This window comes from Streptomyces djakartensis, assembly GCF_014651075.1.
In the GTDB taxonomy this organism is placed as follows: Bacteria; Actinomycetota; Actinomycetes; order Streptomycetales; family Streptomycetaceae; genus Streptomyces; species Streptomyces djakartensis.
In genome coordinates this window covers 187766-206839 of the sequence record NZ_BMWE01000006.1, presented here as the reverse complement: position 1 = coordinate 206839, position 19074 = coordinate 187766, and the positions used below count along the sequence as shown (strand labels likewise).

15 protein-coding genes and 1 pseudogene are annotated in these 19074 nt (G+C 70.9%); 4 read left to right on the top strand and 12 right to left on the bottom strand.

Annotation, left to right across the window (positions count from 1 at the left end):
• Nucleotides 1–154 precede the first annotated feature (154 nt).
• The 5 genes and pseudogenes from mmsA to iolC form a co-directional block, all read right to left on the bottom strand.
• Nucleotides 155–1657, bottom strand: coding sequence for a CoA-acylating methylmalonate-semialdehyde dehydrogenase (gene mmsA, locus IE212_RS12575; RefSeq protein ID WP_190197873.1), 1503 nt, complete (start codon nucleotides 1655–1657; stop codon nucleotides 155–157).
• Nucleotides 1658–1671: 14 nt separating this feature from the next.
• Nucleotides 1672–3555, bottom strand: coding sequence for a 3D-(3,5/4)-trihydroxycyclohexane-1,2-dione acylhydrolase (decyclizing) (gene iolD / locus IE212_RS12570; RefSeq protein WP_190197872.1), 1884 nt, complete (start codon nucleotides 3553–3555; stop codon nucleotides 1672–1674).
• A gap of 83 nt (nucleotides 3556–3638) precedes the next feature.
• Nucleotides 3639–3734 (bottom strand): annotated as a pseudogene (locus tag IE212_RS34915) (5-deoxy-glucuronate isomerase); the annotation flags it as partial.
• A gap of 49 nt (nucleotides 3735–3783) precedes the next feature.
• Complete coding sequence (locus IE212_RS12565; RefSeq protein ID WP_190197871.1) at nucleotides 3784–4674, bottom strand: Cgl0159 family (beta/alpha)8-fold protein; 891 nt, start codon at nucleotides 4672–4674, stop codon at nucleotides 3784–3786.
• On the bottom strand, nucleotides 4671–5621 hold the full coding sequence (gene iolC / locus IE212_RS12560; RefSeq protein ID WP_190197870.1) for a 5-dehydro-2-deoxygluconokinase: 951 nt from the start codon (nucleotides 5619–5621) through the stop codon (nucleotides 4671–4673). The genes IE212_RS12565 and iolC overlap by 4 nt, the downstream gene beginning before the upstream one ends.
• A gap of 435 nt (nucleotides 5622–6056) precedes the next feature.
• Here iolC and IE212_RS12555 point away from each other — a divergent pair, with 435 nt between their 5' ends.
• On the top strand, nucleotides 6057–6257 hold the full coding sequence (locus IE212_RS12555) for a helix-turn-helix transcriptional regulator (protein ID WP_190197869.1): 201 nt from the start codon (nucleotides 6057–6059) through the stop codon (nucleotides 6255–6257).
• Between the two features lie 25 nt (nucleotides 6258–6282).
• Here the strand turns inward: IE212_RS12555 and IE212_RS12550 are convergent, their stop codons facing one another.
• The gene (locus IE212_RS12550; RefSeq protein WP_190197868.1) at nucleotides 6283–7326 is read right to left on the bottom strand and encodes a zinc-dependent alcohol dehydrogenase family protein; all 1044 of its coding nucleotides are present in this window, start codon (nucleotides 7324–7326) and stop codon (nucleotides 6283–6285) included.
• Between the two features lie 91 nt (nucleotides 7327–7417).
• Entirely contained in the window at nucleotides 7418–9625 is a 2208-nt protein-coding gene (locus tag IE212_RS12545) for an MMPL family transporter (protein ID WP_190197867.1), read from the bottom strand.
• Between the two features lie 162 nt (nucleotides 9626–9787).
• On the opposite strand from IE212_RS12545, the gene IE212_RS12540 reads away from it, so the two are divergent.
• From IE212_RS12540 to IE212_RS12530, 3 genes are all read left to right on the top strand, one after another.
• Nucleotides 9788–10447 carry a TetR/AcrR family transcriptional regulator gene (locus IE212_RS12540; protein WP_190197866.1) on the top strand — a complete coding sequence of 220 codons (660 nt, stop codon included), beginning with the start codon at nucleotides 9788–9790 and terminating at the stop codon, nucleotides 10445–10447.
• 80 nt (nucleotides 10448–10527) lie between these two features.
• Complete coding sequence (locus IE212_RS12535) at nucleotides 10528–10767, top strand: heavy-metal-associated domain-containing protein (RefSeq protein WP_190197865.1); 240 nt, start codon at nucleotides 10528–10530, stop codon at nucleotides 10765–10767.
• A 202-nt stretch (nucleotides 10768–10969) separates the two neighbouring features.
• Nucleotides 10970–13216 (top strand): heavy metal translocating P-type ATPase, encoded by a 2247-nt coding sequence (locus tag IE212_RS12530; RefSeq protein ID WP_190197864.1) that lies wholly within the window; start codon nucleotides 10970–10972, stop codon nucleotides 13214–13216.
• Nucleotides 13217–13914: 698 nt separating this feature from the next.
• On the opposite strand, the gene IE212_RS12525 is transcribed toward IE212_RS12530, so the two are convergent.
• From IE212_RS12525 to IE212_RS12505, 5 genes are all read right to left on the bottom strand, one after another.
• Nucleotides 13915–15204 carry a citrate synthase gene (locus IE212_RS12525; protein ID WP_190197863.1) on the bottom strand — a complete coding sequence of 430 codons (1290 nt, stop codon included), beginning with the start codon at nucleotides 15202–15204 and terminating at the stop codon, nucleotides 13915–13917.
• A 178-nt stretch (nucleotides 15205–15382) separates the two neighbouring features.
• Nucleotides 15383–17665 carry an SF1B family DNA helicase RecD2 gene (gene recD2, locus IE212_RS12520; RefSeq protein WP_190197862.1) on the bottom strand — a complete coding sequence of 761 codons (2283 nt, stop codon included), beginning with the start codon at nucleotides 17663–17665 and terminating at the stop codon, nucleotides 15383–15385.
• A 34-nt stretch (nucleotides 17666–17699) separates the two neighbouring features.
• Nucleotides 17700–17900, bottom strand: coding sequence for a DUF397 domain-containing protein (locus IE212_RS12515; RefSeq protein WP_190197861.1), 201 nt, complete (start codon nucleotides 17898–17900; stop codon nucleotides 17700–17702).
• Between the two features lie 154 nt (nucleotides 17901–18054).
• Complete coding sequence (locus IE212_RS12510) at nucleotides 18055–18261, bottom strand: DUF397 domain-containing protein (RefSeq protein ID WP_190197860.1); 207 nt, start codon at nucleotides 18259–18261, stop codon at nucleotides 18055–18057.
• A complete protein-coding gene (locus tag IE212_RS12505; protein ID WP_190197859.1) occupies nucleotides 18248–19072 on the bottom strand; it encodes a helix-turn-helix domain-containing protein in 825 nt (274 codons plus the stop codon). Before IE212_RS12505 ends, IE212_RS12510 begins: the two co-directional genes overlap by 14 nt.
• Nucleotides 19073–19074: the final 2 nt, after the last annotated feature.

Sequence of the window (19074 nt, the reverse complement as noted above, 5' to 3'; positions counted from 1 at the left end):
TGTCGACCGGAGACCGAAGTGGGGGCCCTTCCAGGGGTGTACACGGGGTTTCGGCGTACTGCGGGTGGTGTACGGAATCGAGCTCGGTTCGGCCTCTGCGTTGCCGGGCGCGGGTACATCGTGGTTGTTCGCGCAGTTCCCCGCGCCCCTTGGGTCAGTGGTTGCGCGGGAAGCCCAGGTCCACGCCTGCCGGGGCGTCGGCCGGGTCCGGCCAGCGGGTGGTGACGACCTTGCCGCGGGTGTAGAAGTGCGTGCCGTCGTTGCCGTAGATGTGGTGGTCGCCGAAGAGCGAGTCCTTCCAGCCGCCGAAGGAGTGGTAGCCCACGGGGACCGGGATGGGGACGTTCACGCCGACCATGCCGGCCTCGACCTCCAGCTGGAAGCGGCGGGCCGCGCCGCCGTCCCGGGTGAAGATCGCGGTGCCGTTGCCGAACGGCGAGGCGTTGACGATGTCCAGGGCCTCCTCGTAGGTCTCGGTGCGCAGCACGCACAGGACCGGGCCGAAGATCTCGTCCTGGTAGGCCTTGGCGGTGGTGGGCACCTTGTCGAGGAGGGAGATGCCGATCCAGTGGCCGTCCTCGAAGCCGTCGACCGTGTAGCCGGTGCCGTCCAGGACGACCTCGCAGCCCTCGGCCGCCGCGCCCTCGACGTAGGAGGCGACCTTGTCGCGGTGGACCTTGGTGATGAGCGGGCCCATCTCGGAGGCCGGGTCGTTGCCGGGCCCGATCTTGATCTTCTCGGCGCGCTCGCGGATCTTCTCCACGAGTGCGTCGCCGATCGCGCCGACCGCGACGACCGCCGAGATGGCCATGCAGCGCTCGCCCGCGGAGCCGTAGGCGGCCGACACGGCGGCGTCGGCGGCCGCGTCGAGGTCGGCGTCGGGGAGGACCAGCATGTGGTTCTTGGCGCCGCCGAGCGCCTGGACGCGCTTGCCGTTCGCGGAGGCGGTGGTGTGGATGTAGCGGGCGATCGGGGTCGAGCCGACGAAGGAGACGGCCTTGACGTCCGGGTGCTCCAGGAGGCGGTCGACGGCCACCTTGTCGCCGTGGACGACGTTGAAGACGCCGCCGGGCAGGCCGGCCTCGGCGAGCAGCTCGGCGATCCTGATGGACGCCGACGGGTCCTTCTCGGACGGCTTCAGCACGAAGGTGTTGCCGCAGGCGATGGCGATGGGGAACATCCACATCGGCACCATCGCCGGGAAGTTGAACGGGGTGATGCCCGCCACGACGCCGAGCGGCTGCCGGATGGACGACACGTCGACGCGGCTCGCCACCTGCGTGGACAGCTCGCCCTTCAGCTGGACGCTGATGCCGCAGGCCAGGTCGACGATCTCCAGGCCGCGGGCCACCTCGCCGAGGGCGTCGGAGTGGACCTTGCCGTGCTCGGCGGTGATCAGCTCGGCGATCTCGTCGCGGTGCGCGTCGAGCAGTGCCCGGAACGTGAAGAGGATCGAGGTGCGCTGGGCCAGCGAGGACTGGCCCCAGGTGGCGAAGGCCTCCTTGGCCGCGGCGACGGCGGCGTCCACCTCGTCGACCGAGGCGAACGCGACCTTCGTCGTCACCGCTCCGGTCGCCGGATCGGTCACCGGCCCGTGCGTGCCCGAGGCGCCTTCGACGGTCTTGCCGCCGATCCAGTGGTTGACGATCTTCGTCATGGCCGGGAACTCCTTCACAGATGGCGGCGTCGGGTGGAGACGTGCCGTTCGTACAGCTCACGTGCCTTGACCGCGGACGGCCGTGTCGCGGTCTCGGCCACGGGTACATCCCACCAGGCCTGCGCGGGAGGCGCGCCCGACACTGTGTCTGCCGTTTGGGTCTCCACGTAGACACATGTGGGAGTGTCGGCGGCCCGGGCCTCGGCGAGGGCCTCGCGCAGGTCCCGTACGGTCTTCGCGCGCAGCACCCGCATGCCGAGGCTGGCCGCGTTGGCGGCGAGGTCCACGGGCAGCGGCGGGCCGGTGTGGGTGCCGTCCTCGGACCGGTAGCGGTAGGCGGTGCCGAACCGCTCGCCGCCCACCGACTCGGACAGGCCGCCGATGGAGGCGTAGCCGTGGTTCTGGATGATCAGGAGCTTGATCGCGACGCCTTCCTGGACGGCCGTCACGATCTCGGTGGGCATCATCAGGTACGTGCCGTCGCCGACCAGCGCCCACACCGGCCGGTCCGGGGCGGCCGTCTTCACGCCGATGGCGGCCGGGATCTCGTAGCCCATGCAGGAGTAGCCGTACTCCAGGTGGTACTGGTCGCGGGACCGGGTCCGCCAGAGTTTGTGCAGGTCGCCCGGGAGGGAGCCGGCCGCGTTGATGATGATGTCCGACTCGTCGACGAGGGCGTCCAGGACGCCGAGGACCTGCGGCTGGGTGGGACGGGTGTCCGGTTCGTCCACCTCGTAGCAGGCGTCGACGCGCTGCTCCCAGCGCTCCTTGTCCTCGGTGTACTCGGTGGCGTACGACGGCGCGACCCGGTGGCCGTGCATCCGCAGCCTCTCGGTCAGTTCCTCCAGGCCGCTGCGGGCGTCCGCGACGAGTGGCCGGCCGGCGAGCTTGTGCCCGTCGAACGGGGCGATGTTGAGGTTGAGGAACCGCACGTCCGGGTTGCCGAACAGGGTGCCCGAGGCGGTGGTGAAGTCGGTGTAGCGGGTTCCGACGCCGATCACCAGGTCGGCGGTGCGGGCCAGTTCGTCCGCCGTGGCCGTGCCGGTGTGGCCGACGCCGCCGACGTCCTGGGGGTGGTCGTGGCGCAGGGAGCCCTTGCCGGCCTGGGTGGAGGCGACCGGGATGCCGGTGGTCTCGGCGAACTCGGCGAGCGCCTCCTCGGCCCGGCTGTGGTGGACGCCGCCGCCCGCGATGACCAGGGGACGCTTCGCAGCCCGGATCATGTGCACCGCGCCGGCGAGTTCCTCCGGGTCGGCGCCGGGGCGCCGCACGGTCCAGGTGCGCTCGGCGAAGAGCTCCTCGGGCCAGTCGTACGCCTCCGCCTGCACGTCCTGCGGCAGGGCGAGGGTGACGGCGCCGGTCTCGACGGGGTCGGTGAGCACGCGCATCGCGTTCAGCGCCGAGGGGATCAGGGCCTCGGGGCGGGTGATCCGGTCGAAGTACTTCGACACCGGGCGCAGGCAGTCGTTGACCGACACGTCGCCCGCGTACGGGACTTCGAGCTGCTGCAGGACCGGGTCGGCGGGGCGGGTGGCGAAGACGTCGCCGGGCAGGAGCAGCACCGGCAGGTGGTTGATGGTGGCGAGGGCGGCGCCGGTGACGAGGTTGGTGGCTCCCGGGCCGATGGAGGTCGTCACCGCGTGCGTGGACAGGCGGCCCGACTGCCGGGCGTAGCCGACCGCCGCGTGCACCATGGCCTGTTCGTTGCGGCCCTGGTGGTAGGGCATCTCGTCGGTGTGCTCCAGGAGCGCCTGGCCGAGGCCGGCGACGTTGCCGTGGCCGAAGATGCCCCAGGTGGCCTGGATGAGCCGCTGCCGTACGCCGTCGCGTTCGGTGTACTGGGCCGACAGGAAGCGCACGAGCGCCTGTGCGACCGTCAGCCTCGTCGTCGAGGTCATCGGTGTCCCTCCCTCTGGGTGGTCACGGGTACGCGACGGCCACGGCGAGCGTTCACCCGGCGAGGCCGCGTGCTCCTCGTGTGGGGGACCTCCGGCGCGGGGCCGTAGCGGGCGGGGAGTTGTCGCTCGCACTTCGCTCCTGCCAAAGCAAAGCGGCTTCCCGCGCCGGAGGCGATCTGGGGGTGGAACTCCTGGTCCTCGGTGCGCACACTGGTCATGAGGCGGCCCTCACAGCAGTCCTACGGCGGTGTCCACGGCGGCGGCCACGTCACCGTCCGCCGGGTACAGCAGCGAACGCCCGACCACCAGCCCGCGCACGGTGGGCAGGTGAAGGGCGCCGCGCCACTTCTCGTACGCCCCGGCCTGCTCCTCGGCGGAACCCCCGACCTCCCCGCCGAGGAGCACGGCGGGCAGGGTGGAGGTCGCCATGACCTCGGCCATGTCGTCGGGGTTGTCGGTGACCGGGACCTTCAGCCAGGTGTACGCGGACGTGCCGCCGAGGCCCGAGGCGATGGCGATGGACTTGGTGACGGCCTCGGCGGAGAGGTCGTTGCGGAGCCGGCCCTGTGCGTCACGGCGGCTGATGAACGGCTCGACGAAGACGGGGAGCCGGCGCGCTGCCATGGCGTCGATGGCGCGGGCGGTGGACTCCATGGTGGTGAGGGAGCCCGGGTCGTCGTAGTCGATGCGCAGGAGCAGTTTGCCCGCGTCGAAGCCGAGGCGCTCGATGTCCTCGGGGCGGTGCCCGGTGAAGCGGTCGTCCAGTTCGAAGCCGGCGCCCTGGAGGCCGCCGCGGTTCATCGAGCCCAGGACGACCTTGCCGTCGAGGGCGCCGAGCAGCAGCAGGTCGTCGAGGATGTCGGCGGTGGCGAGGACGCCGTCCACGCCCGGGCGGGACAGGGCCAGGCAGAGGCGTTCGAGGAGGTCGGCGCGGTTGGCCATGGCCATGCTGCGGCCGCCGGCACTGAGCGCGCCGCGGGCCGGGTGGTCGGCGGCGACGATCATCAGGCGGCCGTTCGGGTTCAGCAGCGGCCGGCGGGTGCGGCGGGCGGCCGCCTCGGCGATCGCCTCCGGGCGGTGGCTGCGGATGCGGACGAGTTCGCAGACGTCGACGGTCACTTGACGGCCCCCGCGGTGACGGCCGCCTCGATCTCGTCCTGTGTGGGCATCGCGGACGAGCACTCCAGGCGGGAGGCGACGATCGCCCCGGCGGCGCCCGCGTGCCGCATGGTCTTCTCCAGGTCCCAGCCAGCCAGCAGCCCGTGGACGAGGCAGCCGCCGAAGGCGTCTCCGGCGCCGAGTCCGTTGAGGACGTCGACGGGGAGCGGCGGGACCTCGGCGGCCTCGCCTTCCCGGTTGACGGCCAGGACTCCCTTGGGGCCCTGTTTGACGACGGCGAGTTCGACGCCGGCGTCCAGGAGGGCTCGGGCGGCGGCGTGCGGTTCGCGGACGCCGGTGGCGACCTCCACCTCGTCGAGGTTTCCGACGGCCACGGTGGTGTGGCGCAGGGCCTCCGCGTAGAAGGGGCGGGCCGCGTCCGGGTCGGTCCAGAACATCGGTCGCCAGTCGAGGTCGAAGACCGTCGTGCCGGACTTGGCGCGGTGGGCGAGGGCCGCGAGGGTCGCCGTACGGCTCGGCTCCTCGCTCAGGCCGGTGCCCGTGACCCAGAAGACGCGGGCGTCCCGGATGGCGTCGAGGTCGAGGTCGTGGGCGTCGATCTCCAGGTCGGGGGCCTTGGGCTGCCGGTAGAAGTACAGCGGGAAGTCGTCCGGCGGGAAGACCTCGCAGAAGGTGACCGGCGTGGGCAGGCCGGGGACCGGGGTGACCCAGCGGTCGTCGACGCCGAAGTCCCGCAGGGCCTCGCGCAGGTACGTGCCGAAGGGGTCGTCGCCGGTGCGCGTGATCACCGCGGTCCGGTGTCCCAGGCGGGCCGCCGCGACCGCGACGTTCGTCGCCGAGCCGCCGAGGAACTTCCCGAAGGACGTGACCTGCGGCAGCGGGACGCCGGTCTGGAGCGGATACAGGTCCACCCCGATCCGCCCGATCGTGATCAGGTCGTACGCCATCGGCTTCCCCTCGGTGTCGGCTCTCCCCGGCTTTCTAGCCCCCTTCACGAAGCCCTGTCAATGTTTTGTCCGGACATTCGGACCAGATTATGACAGCGCTTTCCGTGCGGCCTGGTCGGAGCCCCGTTCCGGCGGGGCCGTCCTCTTCCGAGTCTTCGGCCCCGCACCCGGGACCGCCTCTCCAGGGCGCCGCGTCAAGCCGCCACGCCGACGCCCCCGCGCGCGCCTTTGCGGCGGCCGTGTCACAAACACCCGCTTCATGTCACACGTGTCCCCGGCGAGCGGAGCTTCCGTCACACCTGGCGCACAGGCCCTGCCCTGTGTCACCGAGCGTCGTTCACCGGTCACAGGCTTGTTGATCGCCAGCGCAGCGCCCGGCTCCCCCGGACGGCCGTCCCCCGGCCCCGCCGTGGTGCGCGCGGGGAGGTGCACGTCATGACCGACCGAAGGCTGTGGTCCTACAAGGACATCGCGGCACACATCCGGGTGCAGCCGGACACCGTGCGGTCCTACCGCAAGCACGGGCTGCTGCCCCCGCCCGACCACGTCGAGGGCGGCAAGCCCTACTGGTACGCCGACACGGTCCGGGCGTGGGTGGCCTCCAGGCCCGGCAACCGCAACCGACGCGACGAATGACCTTCGCCTTCGGCCTCTCGCGGTGTCAGCTCCACGGCTCGATGACGGTCACGCCCGCGCCCGGCGCCGTGCCCATCGCCGCCAGTGCGGCCGGGGCCTCGTCGAGCGGGATCGTGGACGTCACCAGCAGGTCGGGGCGCAGTACGCCGCCACGGACCAGCTCGAGCATCGGCGGGTACGTGTGTGCGGCCATGCCGTGGCTGCCGAGGAGTTCGAGCTCCAGGGCGATCGCGCGGGCCATCGGCACGGGGGTCGTGCCGGACGGCGAGGGCAGCAGGCCCACCTGGACGTGCCGGCCGCGGCGGCGCAGGCCGTTCACGGAGGCGGCACAGGTGGCGGGTGAGCCGAGGGCGTCGAGGGAGAGGTGGGCGCCGCCGCCGGTGAGGTCACGGACCGCCGCCGCGGTGTCCGGCACGGACGTCGCGTCCAGGCACTGCGCCGCCCCGAAGGCCCGCGCCAGGTCCAGGGCCTGGGCCGACACGTCGACGGCCACGACCCGCGCGCCCGACGCCGCCGCGATCATCACCGCCGAGAGGCCGACCCCGCCGCACCCGTGCACCGCGACCCACTCCCCCGCCGCGACCCGGCCCTGTTGCACCACCGCCCGGTACGCCGTGGCGAACCGGCAGCCGAGGGAGGCCGCCGTCGCGAAGGACAGTTCGCCGGGGAGCGCGACGAGGTTCACGTCGGCGTGGTCCAGTGCCACGTACTGGGCGAAGGAACCCCAGTGCATGAAGCCGGGCTGGGTCTGGCGCTCGCACACCTGGTGGTCGCCGGCCGCGCAGGACGGGCAGGTGCCGCAGGCGCAGATGAACGGCACGGTGACCCGGTCGCCGGGCCGCCAGCCGGTCACCCGCGAGCCCACCTCCTCGACGGCACCGGCGAATTCGTGCCCCGGCACGTGCGGCAGCGTGATGTCCTGGTCGTGACCCTGCCAGCCGTGCCAGTCGCTCCGGCACAGCCCCGTGGCCTCGACCCGGACGACCACGCCGTGCTCCGCGGGTTCGGGCACCGGGACGTCCCGGACCTCGGCCGGCTCCCCGTACCGCTCGATCACCACGGCCCGCATGCCGTACCCGCCTTCCGTTCTTCGTGTCCCGGTCGCCGGGTGGCCTGGCGACCGGCGGAGCGCCTCGGGGAACGCCAGTGCCGCCGGCGCTTCAGCGTGAGGCTCCCACCTTCTCCCGGGCCCGTTCCGTCTCGCCCGTCGTTTCCTGGTCGGTCTCGCTCAGGCCGAAGCGTTCGTGGAAGCGGCGCAGGGGGCCCGGTGCCCACCAGGTGGCGCGGCCCGTGAGGCGCATGACGGCGGGAACCAGGAGGCTGCGGACGATCATCGCGTCCATCAGCACCGCCAGGGCGATGCCCAGGCCCAGCATCTTGGTGTTGGTGACGCGGGAGGTGCCTATCGCGACCATGACCACGGCCAGGATGACCGCCGCCGCCGTGATCAGCCCGCCGGTGCGCGCCAGGCCGTGGCGGACGGCCTGGTCGTGGTCGCCGGTGTGGTCGTACTCCTCCTTGATGCGGGAGAGGAGGAACACGCCGTAGTCCATGGACAGGCCGAAGGCCACGCAGAACATCAGGACCGGGAGGGTCGTCTCGATGGAGCCGGGGCTGGTGAAACCCAGCAGGCCGGAGAGGTGGCCGTCCTGGAAGACCCAGACGACCGCGCCGAACATGGCCGTCAGGCTGAGCGCGTTGAGCACGACGGCCTGGATCGGGATCAGCACACTGCCCGTGAGGAGGAAGACCAGGAGCAGCGTGACGATCGTGATGAAGACGGCCGCGAGCGGCAGGCGTTCCCCGATGGCGTCCTTGGAGTCGACGAGGACGGCCGCCATGCCGGTCACCTTGGTGTCGAAGGGTGCTTCGGCCCGGCGCAGTTCCCCGACGAGGCGCTGGGCCGGGTCGTCGACCGCCTCGCCCTCGGGCAGCACCGTGAAGTAGGCCGAGTCGCCCTTCACCAGCGGCCCGTCGACCCGCTGCACATCGGGCAGTGCGGCGATGCGCTCCTTGTAGGCGCCGTACTGCGCCTCGGTCGCCCTTCCCTCGGCGAGCACCTCGAGGCCGTCGCCGGGGCTGCCCGGGAAGCCCTCCCTGATGTGCTGCTGCACGACATGGGACTCGGCGGTGGACGGCAGCTGACGGTCGTCGGCGGTACCGAACCTCACGCCCAGGAAGGGAAGCCCGAGCAGGACGAGCACGGCTGTCGTGCCGAGGGCGAAGAACGGGGCCCTGCGCATGACGAGCCTCGCCGTGCGCGCCCAGGTCCTGCCCTCCTCCCTGGCGGTCCCGGGTCGCCGCCCGCGCCGGAACAGGCGGCGCAGATCGAGGGAGTTGACCCGGTGCCCCAGCAGGGTCAGCGCCGCCGGGAGCAGGATCAGCGCCGCCGCCGCGGCCAGCAGGACGACGGCTATCCCGGCGTAGGCGAAGGACCGCAGGAAGTACTGCGGGAAGACCATCATCGCCGCGAGGGACACGGCGACCGTGAGGGCGGAGAACAGCACGGTGCGGCCCGCGGTGCGCAGGGTCGTGCCGATCGCGGTCAAGGTCGCGGCGCCGGTGGAGAGTTCCTCGCGGAAGCGGCGGACGATGAACAGCGCGTAGTCGATGGCGAGGCCGAGGCCGAGGGCCGTGGTGAGGTTGATGGCGAACACCGACACGTCGGTGAGTTCCGTGAGGCCGCGCAGGATGGCGTTCGTCCCGAGGATCGCGACGATGCCGATGCCGAGCGGCAGCAGGGCCGCGACGGCGCTGCCGAAGACCATCACCAGCAGCACCAGCGTCACCGGCAGGGCGATGAGCTCCGCCCGGGTCAGGTCCTCCTGGATGATCGTCTGCATCTCGTGCCGTACGGCGACCGGGCCGCCGACCGTGACCTCCACCGGGCCGTGCGTGCCGCGGTAGTGGGGCGCGAGGCGCTGCAGGGTCTCCCCCGCGGTCTTCTCCTCACCCGTGATGCGGGCGGCTATCAGCGCCTCCCGGCCGTCCTCGGCTCGCAGGGCCGGGGTGCCGGACTGCCAGTAGGAGCCGACGCCGGTGACGCCCTGCTCGCCGGCCAGCCGCTGGGCGAGGCGCCTGGCCTCGGCGGCGACGGCCGGATCGTCGACCGAGGCGTCGCCCGCGTCGACCAGGAGCAGCAGGTTGGGCTGGGAGCCGGGGAACTCGCGCTCCAGGGCCTTCGTCGCGTAGGTGGACTCGGCTGCGGGGTCCTCCCAGCCGCCGGCGCCGAGCCGGTCGGCGACGCCGCTGCCGGCCAGCACCGCGAGCGCGGTGAGAATCAGCGCCGCCAGCAGCGACAGCCTGGGCCGGGCGGTGACGAAACGGGTCCAGCCTCCGACGGGCGGAGGTGTGTTGACTTCGGTCATCGTGCGGTGTCCCCTTCACCGTGGCCCGTGTCCAGGCGCAGCCTGGCAGCACGGGGCTGCCATAGACTGGCAAACACGAGAGATCGCTCGCATTCCTGCGACTCCAGAATGCGAGCGGCCGCTCGTGTTTGTCAATCGCGATCCGAGACCTGGGGATGACGGGTGCCCGAGAAGTCCGAAAAGCCAGCCGAGGCGACGACGGAGGAGGAGCGGCCGCGCCGCCGCCAGGCACGCGGTGAGCGCCGCATCGCCCAGCTGCTCGAAGCCGCCGCCACGGTCTTCTCCACGACCGGCTACACGGCCGCGAGCACCAACGCCATCGCCCGTGAGGCGGGCGTGTCCCCGGGGACGCTGTACCAGTTCTTCCCGAACAAGGAAGCGATCGCGATCGAGCTGGGCAGTCGGCTGATGCACGAGATGCGGCAGTCGTACGACGAGGTGCTCGCGCCGATCGACCCCGCGGTGACGCCGCTCGAGGAGGCGATCGCCGGGACCGTGGACCGCTTCATCGAGTTCAACTGCCGCCACCCGGCCTTCTTCGTGCTGATGCACGGCCCCGACATCCCCGGGCGGATCGCCGAGGATCACGACGCGCTGCACTCCACGCTGGTGGCCAGGGTCGAGGCGCTCCTCGCCCCGTTCGCACCCGACGCCCCGGCCGCGACGGTCACTCGCACCGCCCAGATGTGCGTCGGCATCTACAAGGCGGGCCTGGAGCTGATCCTGGCCCATGAGGAAGCCGAGCGGGAGCCGTACATCGAGGAGTTGAAGGCCGCCCTCTCGCGGTACCTGAGACCGCTGGCCGAGGACATCGTGGATTGATACCCCCTGGGGGTACAGTGGGAGTGTATGGACCCCCAGGGGTCCCCACAGCCCCACATGTCTCCCCGAGGAGTAACGACATGACCGCCCAGACCGACACCACGGGCCCCGTCACCACCGTCTACAAGGTGAGCGGGATGAGCTGCGGACACTGCGAGGGCGCCGTCTCCGGCGAGATCTCCCAGATCCCCGGCGTCAGTTCGGTGACGGCCGTCGCCTCCACCGGCGAGGTCACCGTCGTCTCCGCGAGCCCGCTCGACGACGAGGCCGTCCGTGCGGCCGTCGACGAGGCCGGCTTCGAGCTGGCCGGCCGGGCCTGAGCACGGCCCGACCGCGCGACCCGCGGGCCTGAGCACGGTCCGACCGCACGACCCGCGGGCCTGAGCACGGCCCGACCGCACGACCCGCGCCTGAGACGCCTCAGACCCGGCACTCGTACCGACGTACGGGCCGTACGCCGCCGCCCCGGCCCGTACGGCCCGTTCGCTTCCGGGCGCCCCGCATCCCCCTGGAGTCACCGACATGACCAGCACCACCGCCAAGGCACCGGCCGGCTCCGAGCCCGCCCACGCCGAGGTCGAGCTGCTCATCGGCGGGATGACCTGCGCGTCCTGCGCGGCCCGCGTCGAGAAGAAGCTCAACCGCATGGACGGCGTCACCGCCACGGTGAACTACGCGACGGAGAAGGCCCGGGTCACCTATCCCGAGGGCACCGAGGTCGCCGACCTGATCGCGACCGTGGTGAAGACCGGGTACACCGCCCAGGAGCCCGAGCCGCCGCGCGAGGAGACGCCTGCCACCGGGAGCGAGGACGAGGACCCCGAGCTGTCGGCCGTCCGCCGCCGTCTCGTCGTCTCGGCCGCCCTCGCCCTGCCCGTCGTCCTGCTGGCGATGGTCCCGGCCCTGCAGTTCGACAACTGGCAGTGGCTCTCACTCACGCTCGCCGCACCCGTCGTCGTCTGGGGCGGGCTGCCGTTCCACCGGGCTGCCTGGACAAACGCGCGGCACGGCGCCGCCACCATGGACACCCTGGTCTCCCTCGGCACGCTGGCGGCGTTCGGCTGGTCCCTGTGGGCGCTGTTCCTCGGTGACGCGGGCATGCCGGGCATGCGGCACCCGTTCGAGCTCACGGTCTCGCGCGGCGACGGCGCCTCGTCGATCTACCTGGAGGTCGCCTCCGGCGTCACCGCCTTCATCCTGCTGGGCCGCTACCTGGAGGCCCGTTCCAAGCGCCGCGCCGGAGCGGCCCTCAGGGCGCTGATGGAACTGGGCGCCAAGGACGTGGCCGTACTGCGGGACGGCCGCGAGGTGCGGATCCCCGCGCGGCGACTGGCGGTCGGCGACCGGTTCGTCGTGCGGCCCGGCGAGAAGATCGCCACCGACGGCATGGTCGTCGAGGGACTCTCCGCGGTGGACGCCTCGATGCTGACCGGCGAGTCGGTGCCGGTGGACGTGACGGCGGGGGACGCGGTCACGGGCGCCACGGTCAACGTCGGCGGCCGGATCGTCGTCGAGGCCACCCGGGTCGGCGCCGGCACGCAGCTCGCGCGGATGGCGAGGCTGGTGGAGGAGGCGCAGAACGGCAAGGCCGAGGTGCAGCGGCTGGCCGACCGGATCTCCGGGGTCTTCGTGCCGGTGGTCCTGCTGGTCGCCGTCGCCACGGCCGGGGCGTGGCTCGGTCTGACCGGCGACGCCGTCGCCGCGTTCACCGCCGGTGTCGCGGTCCTGATCATCGCCTGCCCCTGCGCGCTGGGCCTGGCCACTCCGACCGCCCTGATGGTCGGCACGGGCCGCGGCGCCCAGCTCGGCATCCTCATCAAGGGCCCCGAGGTGCTCGAGTCGACGCGCAGGATCGACACCGTCGTCCTGGACAAGACGGGCACGGTCACCACGGGCCGGATGGCCCTGCAGGAGGTGTACGTCACCGAGGGCGCCGACGAGAAGCAGGTGCTGCGGCTCGCGGGCGCCGTCGAGCACGCCTCCGAGCACCCGGTGGCCCGTGCGATCGCGCTGGGCGCCGAGGAGAGGGCCGGGAGCCTTCCGGACGTCGAAGGGTTCGAGAACGTCCCCGGGCGGGGCGTGCGCGGGCGGGTGGAGGGCCGTGAGGTCGCCGTGGGGCGGCTCTTCGACGACGTACCGCCGGAGCTGGCCCGGAAGCGGGACGAGGCCGAGCGGGCCGGACGGACGGCCGTCCTGGCCGGCTGGGACGGGACCGCGCTGGCCGTCCTGGCGGTGGCGGACGCGGTCAAGGAGACCAGCGCCGAGGCGGTGCGCCGGCTGCGCGCGCTGGGGCTCACGCCGGTGCTGCTGACCGGGGACAACCGGGCGGTGGCCGAGGCGGTGGCGGAGGCCGTGGGGATCGGCCGGGTGGTGGCGGAGGTCCTGCCCGAGGACAAGGTGGAGGCCGTACGGCGGCTGCAGGCCGAGGGGCGGGTCGTCGCCATGGTGGGCGACGGTGTCAACGACGCGGCCGCGCTCGCCACCGCCGACCTGGGTCTGGCCATGGGCACCGGTACGGACGCGGCGATCGAGGCGGGCGACCTGACGCTGGTCCGCGGCGACCTGCGGGTGGCCGCGGACGCGATCCGGCTGTCCCGCCGGACGCTGGCCACCATCAAGGGCAATCTCGTGTGGGCCTTCGGCTACAACGTGGCCGCGCTGCCACTGGCCGCCGCGGGACTGCTGAACCCGATGATCGCCGGGGCGGCGATGGCCTTTTCGTCGGTCTTCGTGGTCACGAACAGTCTGCGATTGCGGACATTCCGGTGAAGTCCCCCGAATCCGCCCTGAGTTCAGGCCGCACGCGACATGAGCCCCTCTGGAGTCCGGAGCCCGGCTCACATAAGCTCTTCACAAGGCTCGCGCATCATCCTTACGCTTGAGCCCCGGATGACATATCCGGGCTCTTGTGTATCTAACGGACAGAAGCACGAGACGCAGATCACAGTGATGTGAACGTAACCATCGAAGGGGTTCGAAGGTCTAAGTTGACGATGTCAGGCAGCGTCTTGGGGGGCGCCACCTGGCATCTGGGGATGTCTTGGGGGACTTCTCCAGGTGGAGGTACCTCCCTGCTCGAACGCAGTTGAGAGCTCGGGGGGGCGTTGCCGGGGCACGTACACCGGGAAGCTTTGAGCGGCCTTCTCGATCGTGCGCTGTCCCGGCAGACCGCACACAACCGAAGTACGGCGAGTTTTGCTCGTTGTGCTCACAGCGATTCAGGCGCTGTCCTCACAGACGCCCGGCCGGATCCCGTGGGGGGAATCCGTACCGGGACTGGGAAGGCGCCCTGGTCGTCGGCCCGTGGGGGGACCGGCGCCGGGGCGCCTTCCGTATGTCACGCGCATGAACGCACACGTACCCGCGCACCCGAACCCGCACCAGGGCGAGCACGCGAAAGCCCCCGCGTCCGGCGAGCCGGGTGCGGGGGCTTGGCGGTACCGCGACTGAGCGGCCCCGGTCGGGGATCAGCGCTCCTCGACGGGAACGAAGTCGCGCTCGACGACGCCCGTGTAGATCTGGCGCGGGCGGCCGATACGGGAGCCCGGCTCCTTGATCATCTCGTGCCACTGGGCGATCCAGCCCGGCAGCCGGCCGAGGGCGAACAGGACCGTGAACATCTCGGTCGGGAAGCCCATGGCCCGGTAGATCAGGCCCGTGTAGAAGTCGACGTTCGGGTAGAGGCTGCGCGAGACGAAGTAGTCGTCGGAGAGCGCGTGCTCCTCCAGCTTCAGCGCGATGTCCAGCAGCTCGTCGGACTTGCCGAGGGCGGACAGCACGTCGTGCGCGGCGGCCTTGATGATCTTGGCGCGCGGGTCGAAGTTCTTGTAGACCCGGTGGCCGAAGCCCATCAGGCGGACGCCGTCCTCCTTGTTCTTCACCTTGCGGATGAAGGTGTCGACGTCGCCGCCGGAGTCGCGGATGCCCTCCAGCATCTCGAGCACGGACTGGTTGGCGCCGCCGTGCAGCGGGCCCCACAGCGCGTTGATGCCGGCGGAGATCGACGCGAACATGTTCGCCTGCGAGGAACCGACCAGGCGGACCGTGGAGGTCGAGCAGTTCTGCTCGTGGTCCGCGTGCAGGATCAGCAGCTTGTCGAGCGCCGAGACCACGACCGGGTCGAGCTCGTACTCCTGCGCGGGGACCGAGAAGGTCATGCGGAGGAAGTTCTCGACGTAACCGAGGTCGTTGCGCGGGTAGACGAACGGGTGGCCGATCGACTTCTTGTACGCGTACGCCGCGATCGTCGGGAGCTTGGCGAGCAGGCGGATCGTGGAGAGGTTGCGCTGGCGCTCGTCGAAGGGGTTGTGGCTGTCCTGGTAGAAGGTGGACAGCGCCGAGACGACCGAGGACAGCATGGCCATCGGGTGGGCGTCGCGCGGGAAGCCCTTGTAGAAGTTCTTGACGTCCTCGTGCAGCAGGGTGTGCTGCGTGATGTCGTTCTTGAACGACGAGAGCTCATCGACGGTCGGCAGCTCGCCGTTGATCAGCAGGTAGGCGACCTCCAGGAAGGTGGAGCGCTCGGCCAGCTGCTCGATCGGGTAGCCGCGGTACCGGAGGATGCCGGCCTCGCCGTCGAGATAGGTGATCGCGGATTTATAGGCGGCGGTGTTGCCGTATCCGCTGTCCAGCGTCACCAGACCGGTCTGGGCGCGGAGCTTCCCGATGTCGAAGCCCTTGTCACCGACGGTGCTGTCGATCACCGGGTAGGTGTACTCGTTGCCGTCGTACCGCAGTACTACAGAGTTGTCGCTCACGTCTTCCCTCACCGACGTTGTGCCTCATCTTCGAGGTGCCCTGACTGTCTCTACCATCCCCCACTCGGCTCAGGAGAGTGCACTCGGGGTCGACCATCGGGCCTATGGACGGCACTGAGTGCCGCCAACTTGCTCATCCTGCCCCCTGCGTCCCCCTTCTGGAAGAGCCTTGTGACCTTCACGACGAATTTGATCGATCATTTTTCGTTGAACCGAGCCGGAAGTCGAGTGCCGTGCAACGCCGGCCCGCCGAAACCGTGCGCACCGCCTGGCCGATGGCCTTGCGCGAACCGACGAGGACGACCAGCTGCTTGGCCCTGGTGACCGCCGTGTACAGCAGGTTCCGCTGGAGCATCATCCAGGCGCCCGTGGTGACCGGGATGACGACCGCCGGGTACTCGCTGCCCTGGGAGCGGTGGATCGTCACGGCGTACGCGTGGGCCAGCTCGTCGAGCTCGTCGAACTCGTACGGAACCTCCTCGTCCTCGTCCGTCAGCACCGTCAGACGCTGGTCGACCGGGTCGAGCGAGGTCACCACGCCCACGGTGCCGTTGAAGACACCGTTCTCGCCCTTCTCGTAGTTGTTGCGAATCTGGGTGACCTTGTCGCCGACCCGGAAAACCCGTCCGCCGAATCTCTTTTCGGCGAGGTCCGGGCGGCCGGGCGTGACCGCCTGCTGAAGCAGGCCGTTGAGGGTGCCCGCGCCCGCCGGCCCCCGGTGCATGGGGGCGAGGACCTGCACGTCCCGGCGTGGGTCGAGTCCGAACTTGGCCGGGATGCGACGGGCCGCCACATCCACGGTGAGCCGCCCGGCGGCCTCCGTGTCGTCCTCGACGAACAGGAAGAAGTCCTTCATGCCGTCGGTGAGCGGGTGCTGCCCGGCGTTGATCCGGTGCGCGTTCGTCACCACGCCCGACTGCTGGGCCTGCCGGAAGACCCGGGTGAGGCGGACCGCGGGGATCGGGCTCCCGTCGGCCAGGAGATCTCTGAGGACCTCTCCGGCGCCCACGCTGGGCAACTGGTCGACGTCCCCGACGAAGAGCAGATGCGCACCCGGCGGCACCGCCTTGACCAGCTTGTTGGCCAGCAGCAGGTCCAGCATGGAGGCCTCGTCGACCACCACCAGGTCGGCGTCCAGCGGGTGGTCGCGGTCGTACGCCGCGTCGCCGCCGGGCTTCAGCTCCAGCAGGCGGTGCACGGTGGAGGCCTCGGCGCCGGTGAGCTCGGACAGCCGCTTGGCGGCCCGGCCGGTCGGGGCCGCGAGCACGACCTTCGCCCTCTTGGCGCGGGCCAGCTCCACGATCGAGCGGACGGTGAAGGACTTGCCGCAGCCGGGACCGCCGGTGAGGACGGCGACCTTCTCGGTCAGCGCGAGCCGGACGGCTGCCTGCTGCTCGGGGGCGAGGTCGGCACCCGTCCGTCCCTTCAGCCAGCCGAGGGCCTTGTCCCAGGCCACCTCACGGAAGCCCGGCATCCGGTCCTCCTCGGTACCCAGGAGGCGCAGCAGCTGCGCGGCGAGGGAGAGTTCGGCGCGGTGGAAGGGGACGAGGTAGATCGCGGTGACGGGCTCCCCGCCGTCCGGCCCCGGAACCTTCTCGCGTACGACGCCGGGGTCCCCGCCGTCCTCAGGGGGCTCGGCCAGCTCCGCGAGGCACTCGATGACAAGCCCCGTGTCGACCTGGAGGAGCTTCACCGCGTCCTTGATCAGCTGCTCCTCGGGCAGGAAGCAGTGCCCCTGGTCGGTGGACTGCGACAGCGCGTACTGCAGGCCCGCCTTGACGCGCTCCGGGCTGTCGTGCGGGATGCCCACGCTCTGGGCGATCTTGTCGGCGGTGAGGAAGCCGATGCCCCAGACGTCGGCGGCGAGCCGGTAGGGCTGGTTCTTCACGACCGAGATCGACGCGTCGCCGTACTTCTTGTAAATGCGCACGGCGATGGACGTGGACACCTCGACCGTCTGCAGGAAGAGCATGACCTCCTTGATGGCCTTCTGCTCCTCCCAGGCGTCCGCGATCTTCTTCGTCCGCTTGGGGCCGAGGCCGGGAACCTCGATGAGCCGCTTGGGCTCCTCCTCGATGATCCGCAGTGTGTCCAGGCCGAAGTGCTGCGTGATGCGATCGGCGAAGACCGGGCCGATCCCCTTGACCAGGCCGGAGCCGAGGTAGCGGCGGATGCCCTGGACGGTGGCCGGCAGCACGGTCGTGTAATTCTCCACGTGGAACTGCTTGCCGTACTGGGGATGCGACCCCCACCGGCCCTCCATGCGCAGCGACTCCCCCACCTGGGCACCGAGCAGCGCACCGACGACCGTGAGCAGATCACCGGCGCCTCTGCCGGTGTCGACCCGGGCGACCGTGTAGCCGTTCTCCTCGTTGGCGTACGTGATCCGCTCGAGGACTCCTTCGAGGACGGCGAGCCGCCGCGGCTCTTCGGCGGTGGGGTTCCCCGTGTGGTTGGGCATGATCCGACGGTACCGGCGGAGTCTGACAGCGGCGTCAGCCCTTGATGCGGCCTTCCTTCACGGCGGTCAGGAACGCGGTCCAGCCTCCGGCCGAGAAGAGCAGGGCCGGGCCGTCGGTGGTCTTGCTGTCGCGGACGGGGACGGTGGTGGGGCCGGGGGCGACTTCGAGGCACTCAGCTTGACTACCGCCGCTGTAGCTGGACTTGAACCACCCGGTGTGCTCACTGCTGATCATGCGTGTGATCCTCTGCTGCCGACCTGACGAGCGCCAGTGACTCCTGCTGCGACAACGCATCGCTCAGAGCCAGAGCGTAGGCCGCCTGGCAGGACCTCACCAGCGCCGGATCTTCCATCAGAATCCGACGGACCGGCGAGGTGTGACAGCGGCGTCAGCCCTTGATGCGGCCTTCCTTCACGGCGGTCAGGAACGCGGTCCAGCCTCCGGCCGAGAAGAGCAGGGCCGGGCCGTCGGTGGTCTTGCTGTCGCGGACGGGGACGGTGGTGGGGCCGGGGGCGACTTCGAGGCACTCCCCTTGGTCGCCGCCGCTGTAGCTGGACTTGTACCAGCCGGTGATGCCGCTTTCAGTGGTGACCATGTGTGTGTTCCTCCGCTGCCGCCCTGACGAGGGCGAGTGACTCCTGCTGCGCCAACGCGTCGCTCAGGGCCAGAGAGTAAGCGGTCTGACAGGCGCTCACCAGGGCCGGATCATCCATCAGGTTCCCGGTCTGGAAGCCCTCGACGTAGGCCACGGGGGCGGAGTCCTCGAACGTCATGAGCGTGAGCAGACTCTGCATGAGCGCGTGCGCCCCCACTCCGTACGGGACGACGTGCAACCGCAGTCGTCCCGCCTCGGCCATGTCGGCGATCTTGTGCAGCTGCTGAGCCATGACCTGCGGCCCACCCACACAACGCCGGAGGACCGCCTCGTCGAGAAGAGTCCAGACCACGGGCTGCGCCGGTCCGTCGAGGATTCGTCGGCGCTTTGTTCGGATGACAACGAGCTCGTCAAGTTCCTCGGACGTGTGGTTCGGTCGGTACGCACGAAAGAGCGCACGTGCGTAGTCCTCGGTCTGGAGCACTCCGGGTACCAGCGAGAGCGCGAACTGCTGGATCAGTACGGCCAGTTGCTCCAGCTCGGCAACGGCCGCGAAGTGGTCGGTGTACTTCGACTCCAGGTCCTCCAGCCACCGCGAGAAGAACCCGTCCGTCCCCAGCGCCCGGTCGATCCGCTGGGCGTCATCGGGTTTCGGCAGCCGCCTGCCCGCCTCGAAGTGGCTGATCAGCGTGGAGGAGCACACGACCTGATCGCCCAGTTCCTCCTGGGTGAGGCGCGCCCCGTTCCGCCGTAGCCTCAGCTCCTCCCCGTACTTCTCCCGCAGCGTTCGAGGCGTACGACGTTCGTCCATGC

Coding starts and splice junctions, on each gene's coding strand:
- mmsA (WP_190197873.1), bottom strand. CDS start 1,657: ATGACGAAGATCGTCAACCACTGGATCGGCGGCAAGACCGTCGAAGGC.
- iolD (WP_190197872.1), bottom strand. CDS start 3,555: ATGACCTCGACGACGAGGCTGACGGTCGCACAGGCGCTCGTGCGCTTC.
- iolC (WP_190197870.1), bottom strand. CDS start 5,621: ATGGCGTACGACCTGATCACGATCGGGCGGATCGGGGTGGACCTGTAT.
- IE212_RS12555 (WP_190197869.1), top strand. CDS start 6,057: ATGACCGACCGAAGGCTGTGGTCCTACAAGGACATCGCGGCACACATC.
- IE212_RS12550 (WP_190197868.1), bottom strand. CDS start 7,326: ATGCGGGCCGTGGTGATCGAGCGGTACGGGGAGCCGGCCGAGGTCCGG.
- IE212_RS12545 (WP_190197867.1), bottom strand. CDS start 9,625: ATGACCGAAGTCAACACACCTCCGCCCGTCGGAGGCTGGACCCGTTTC.
- IE212_RS12535 (WP_190197865.1), top strand. CDS start 10,528: ATGACCGCCCAGACCGACACCACGGGCCCCGTCACCACCGTCTACAAG.
- IE212_RS12530 (WP_190197864.1), top strand. CDS start 10,970: ATGACCAGCACCACCGCCAAGGCACCGGCCGGCTCCGAGCCCGCCCAC.
- recD2 (WP_190197862.1), bottom strand. CDS start 17,665: ATGCCCAACCACACGGGGAACCCCACCGCCGAAGAGCCGCGGCGGCTC.
- IE212_RS12515 (WP_190197861.1), bottom strand. CDS start 17,900: ATGATCAGCAGTGAGCACACCGGGTGGTTCAAGTCCAGCTACAGCGGC.
- IE212_RS12510 (WP_190197860.1), bottom strand. CDS start 18,261: ATGGTCACCACTGAAAGCGGCATCACCGGCTGGTACAAGTCCAGCTAC.
- IE212_RS12505 (WP_190197859.1), bottom strand. CDS start 19,072: ATGGACGAACGTCGTACGCCTCGAACGCTGCGGGAGAAGTACGGGGAG.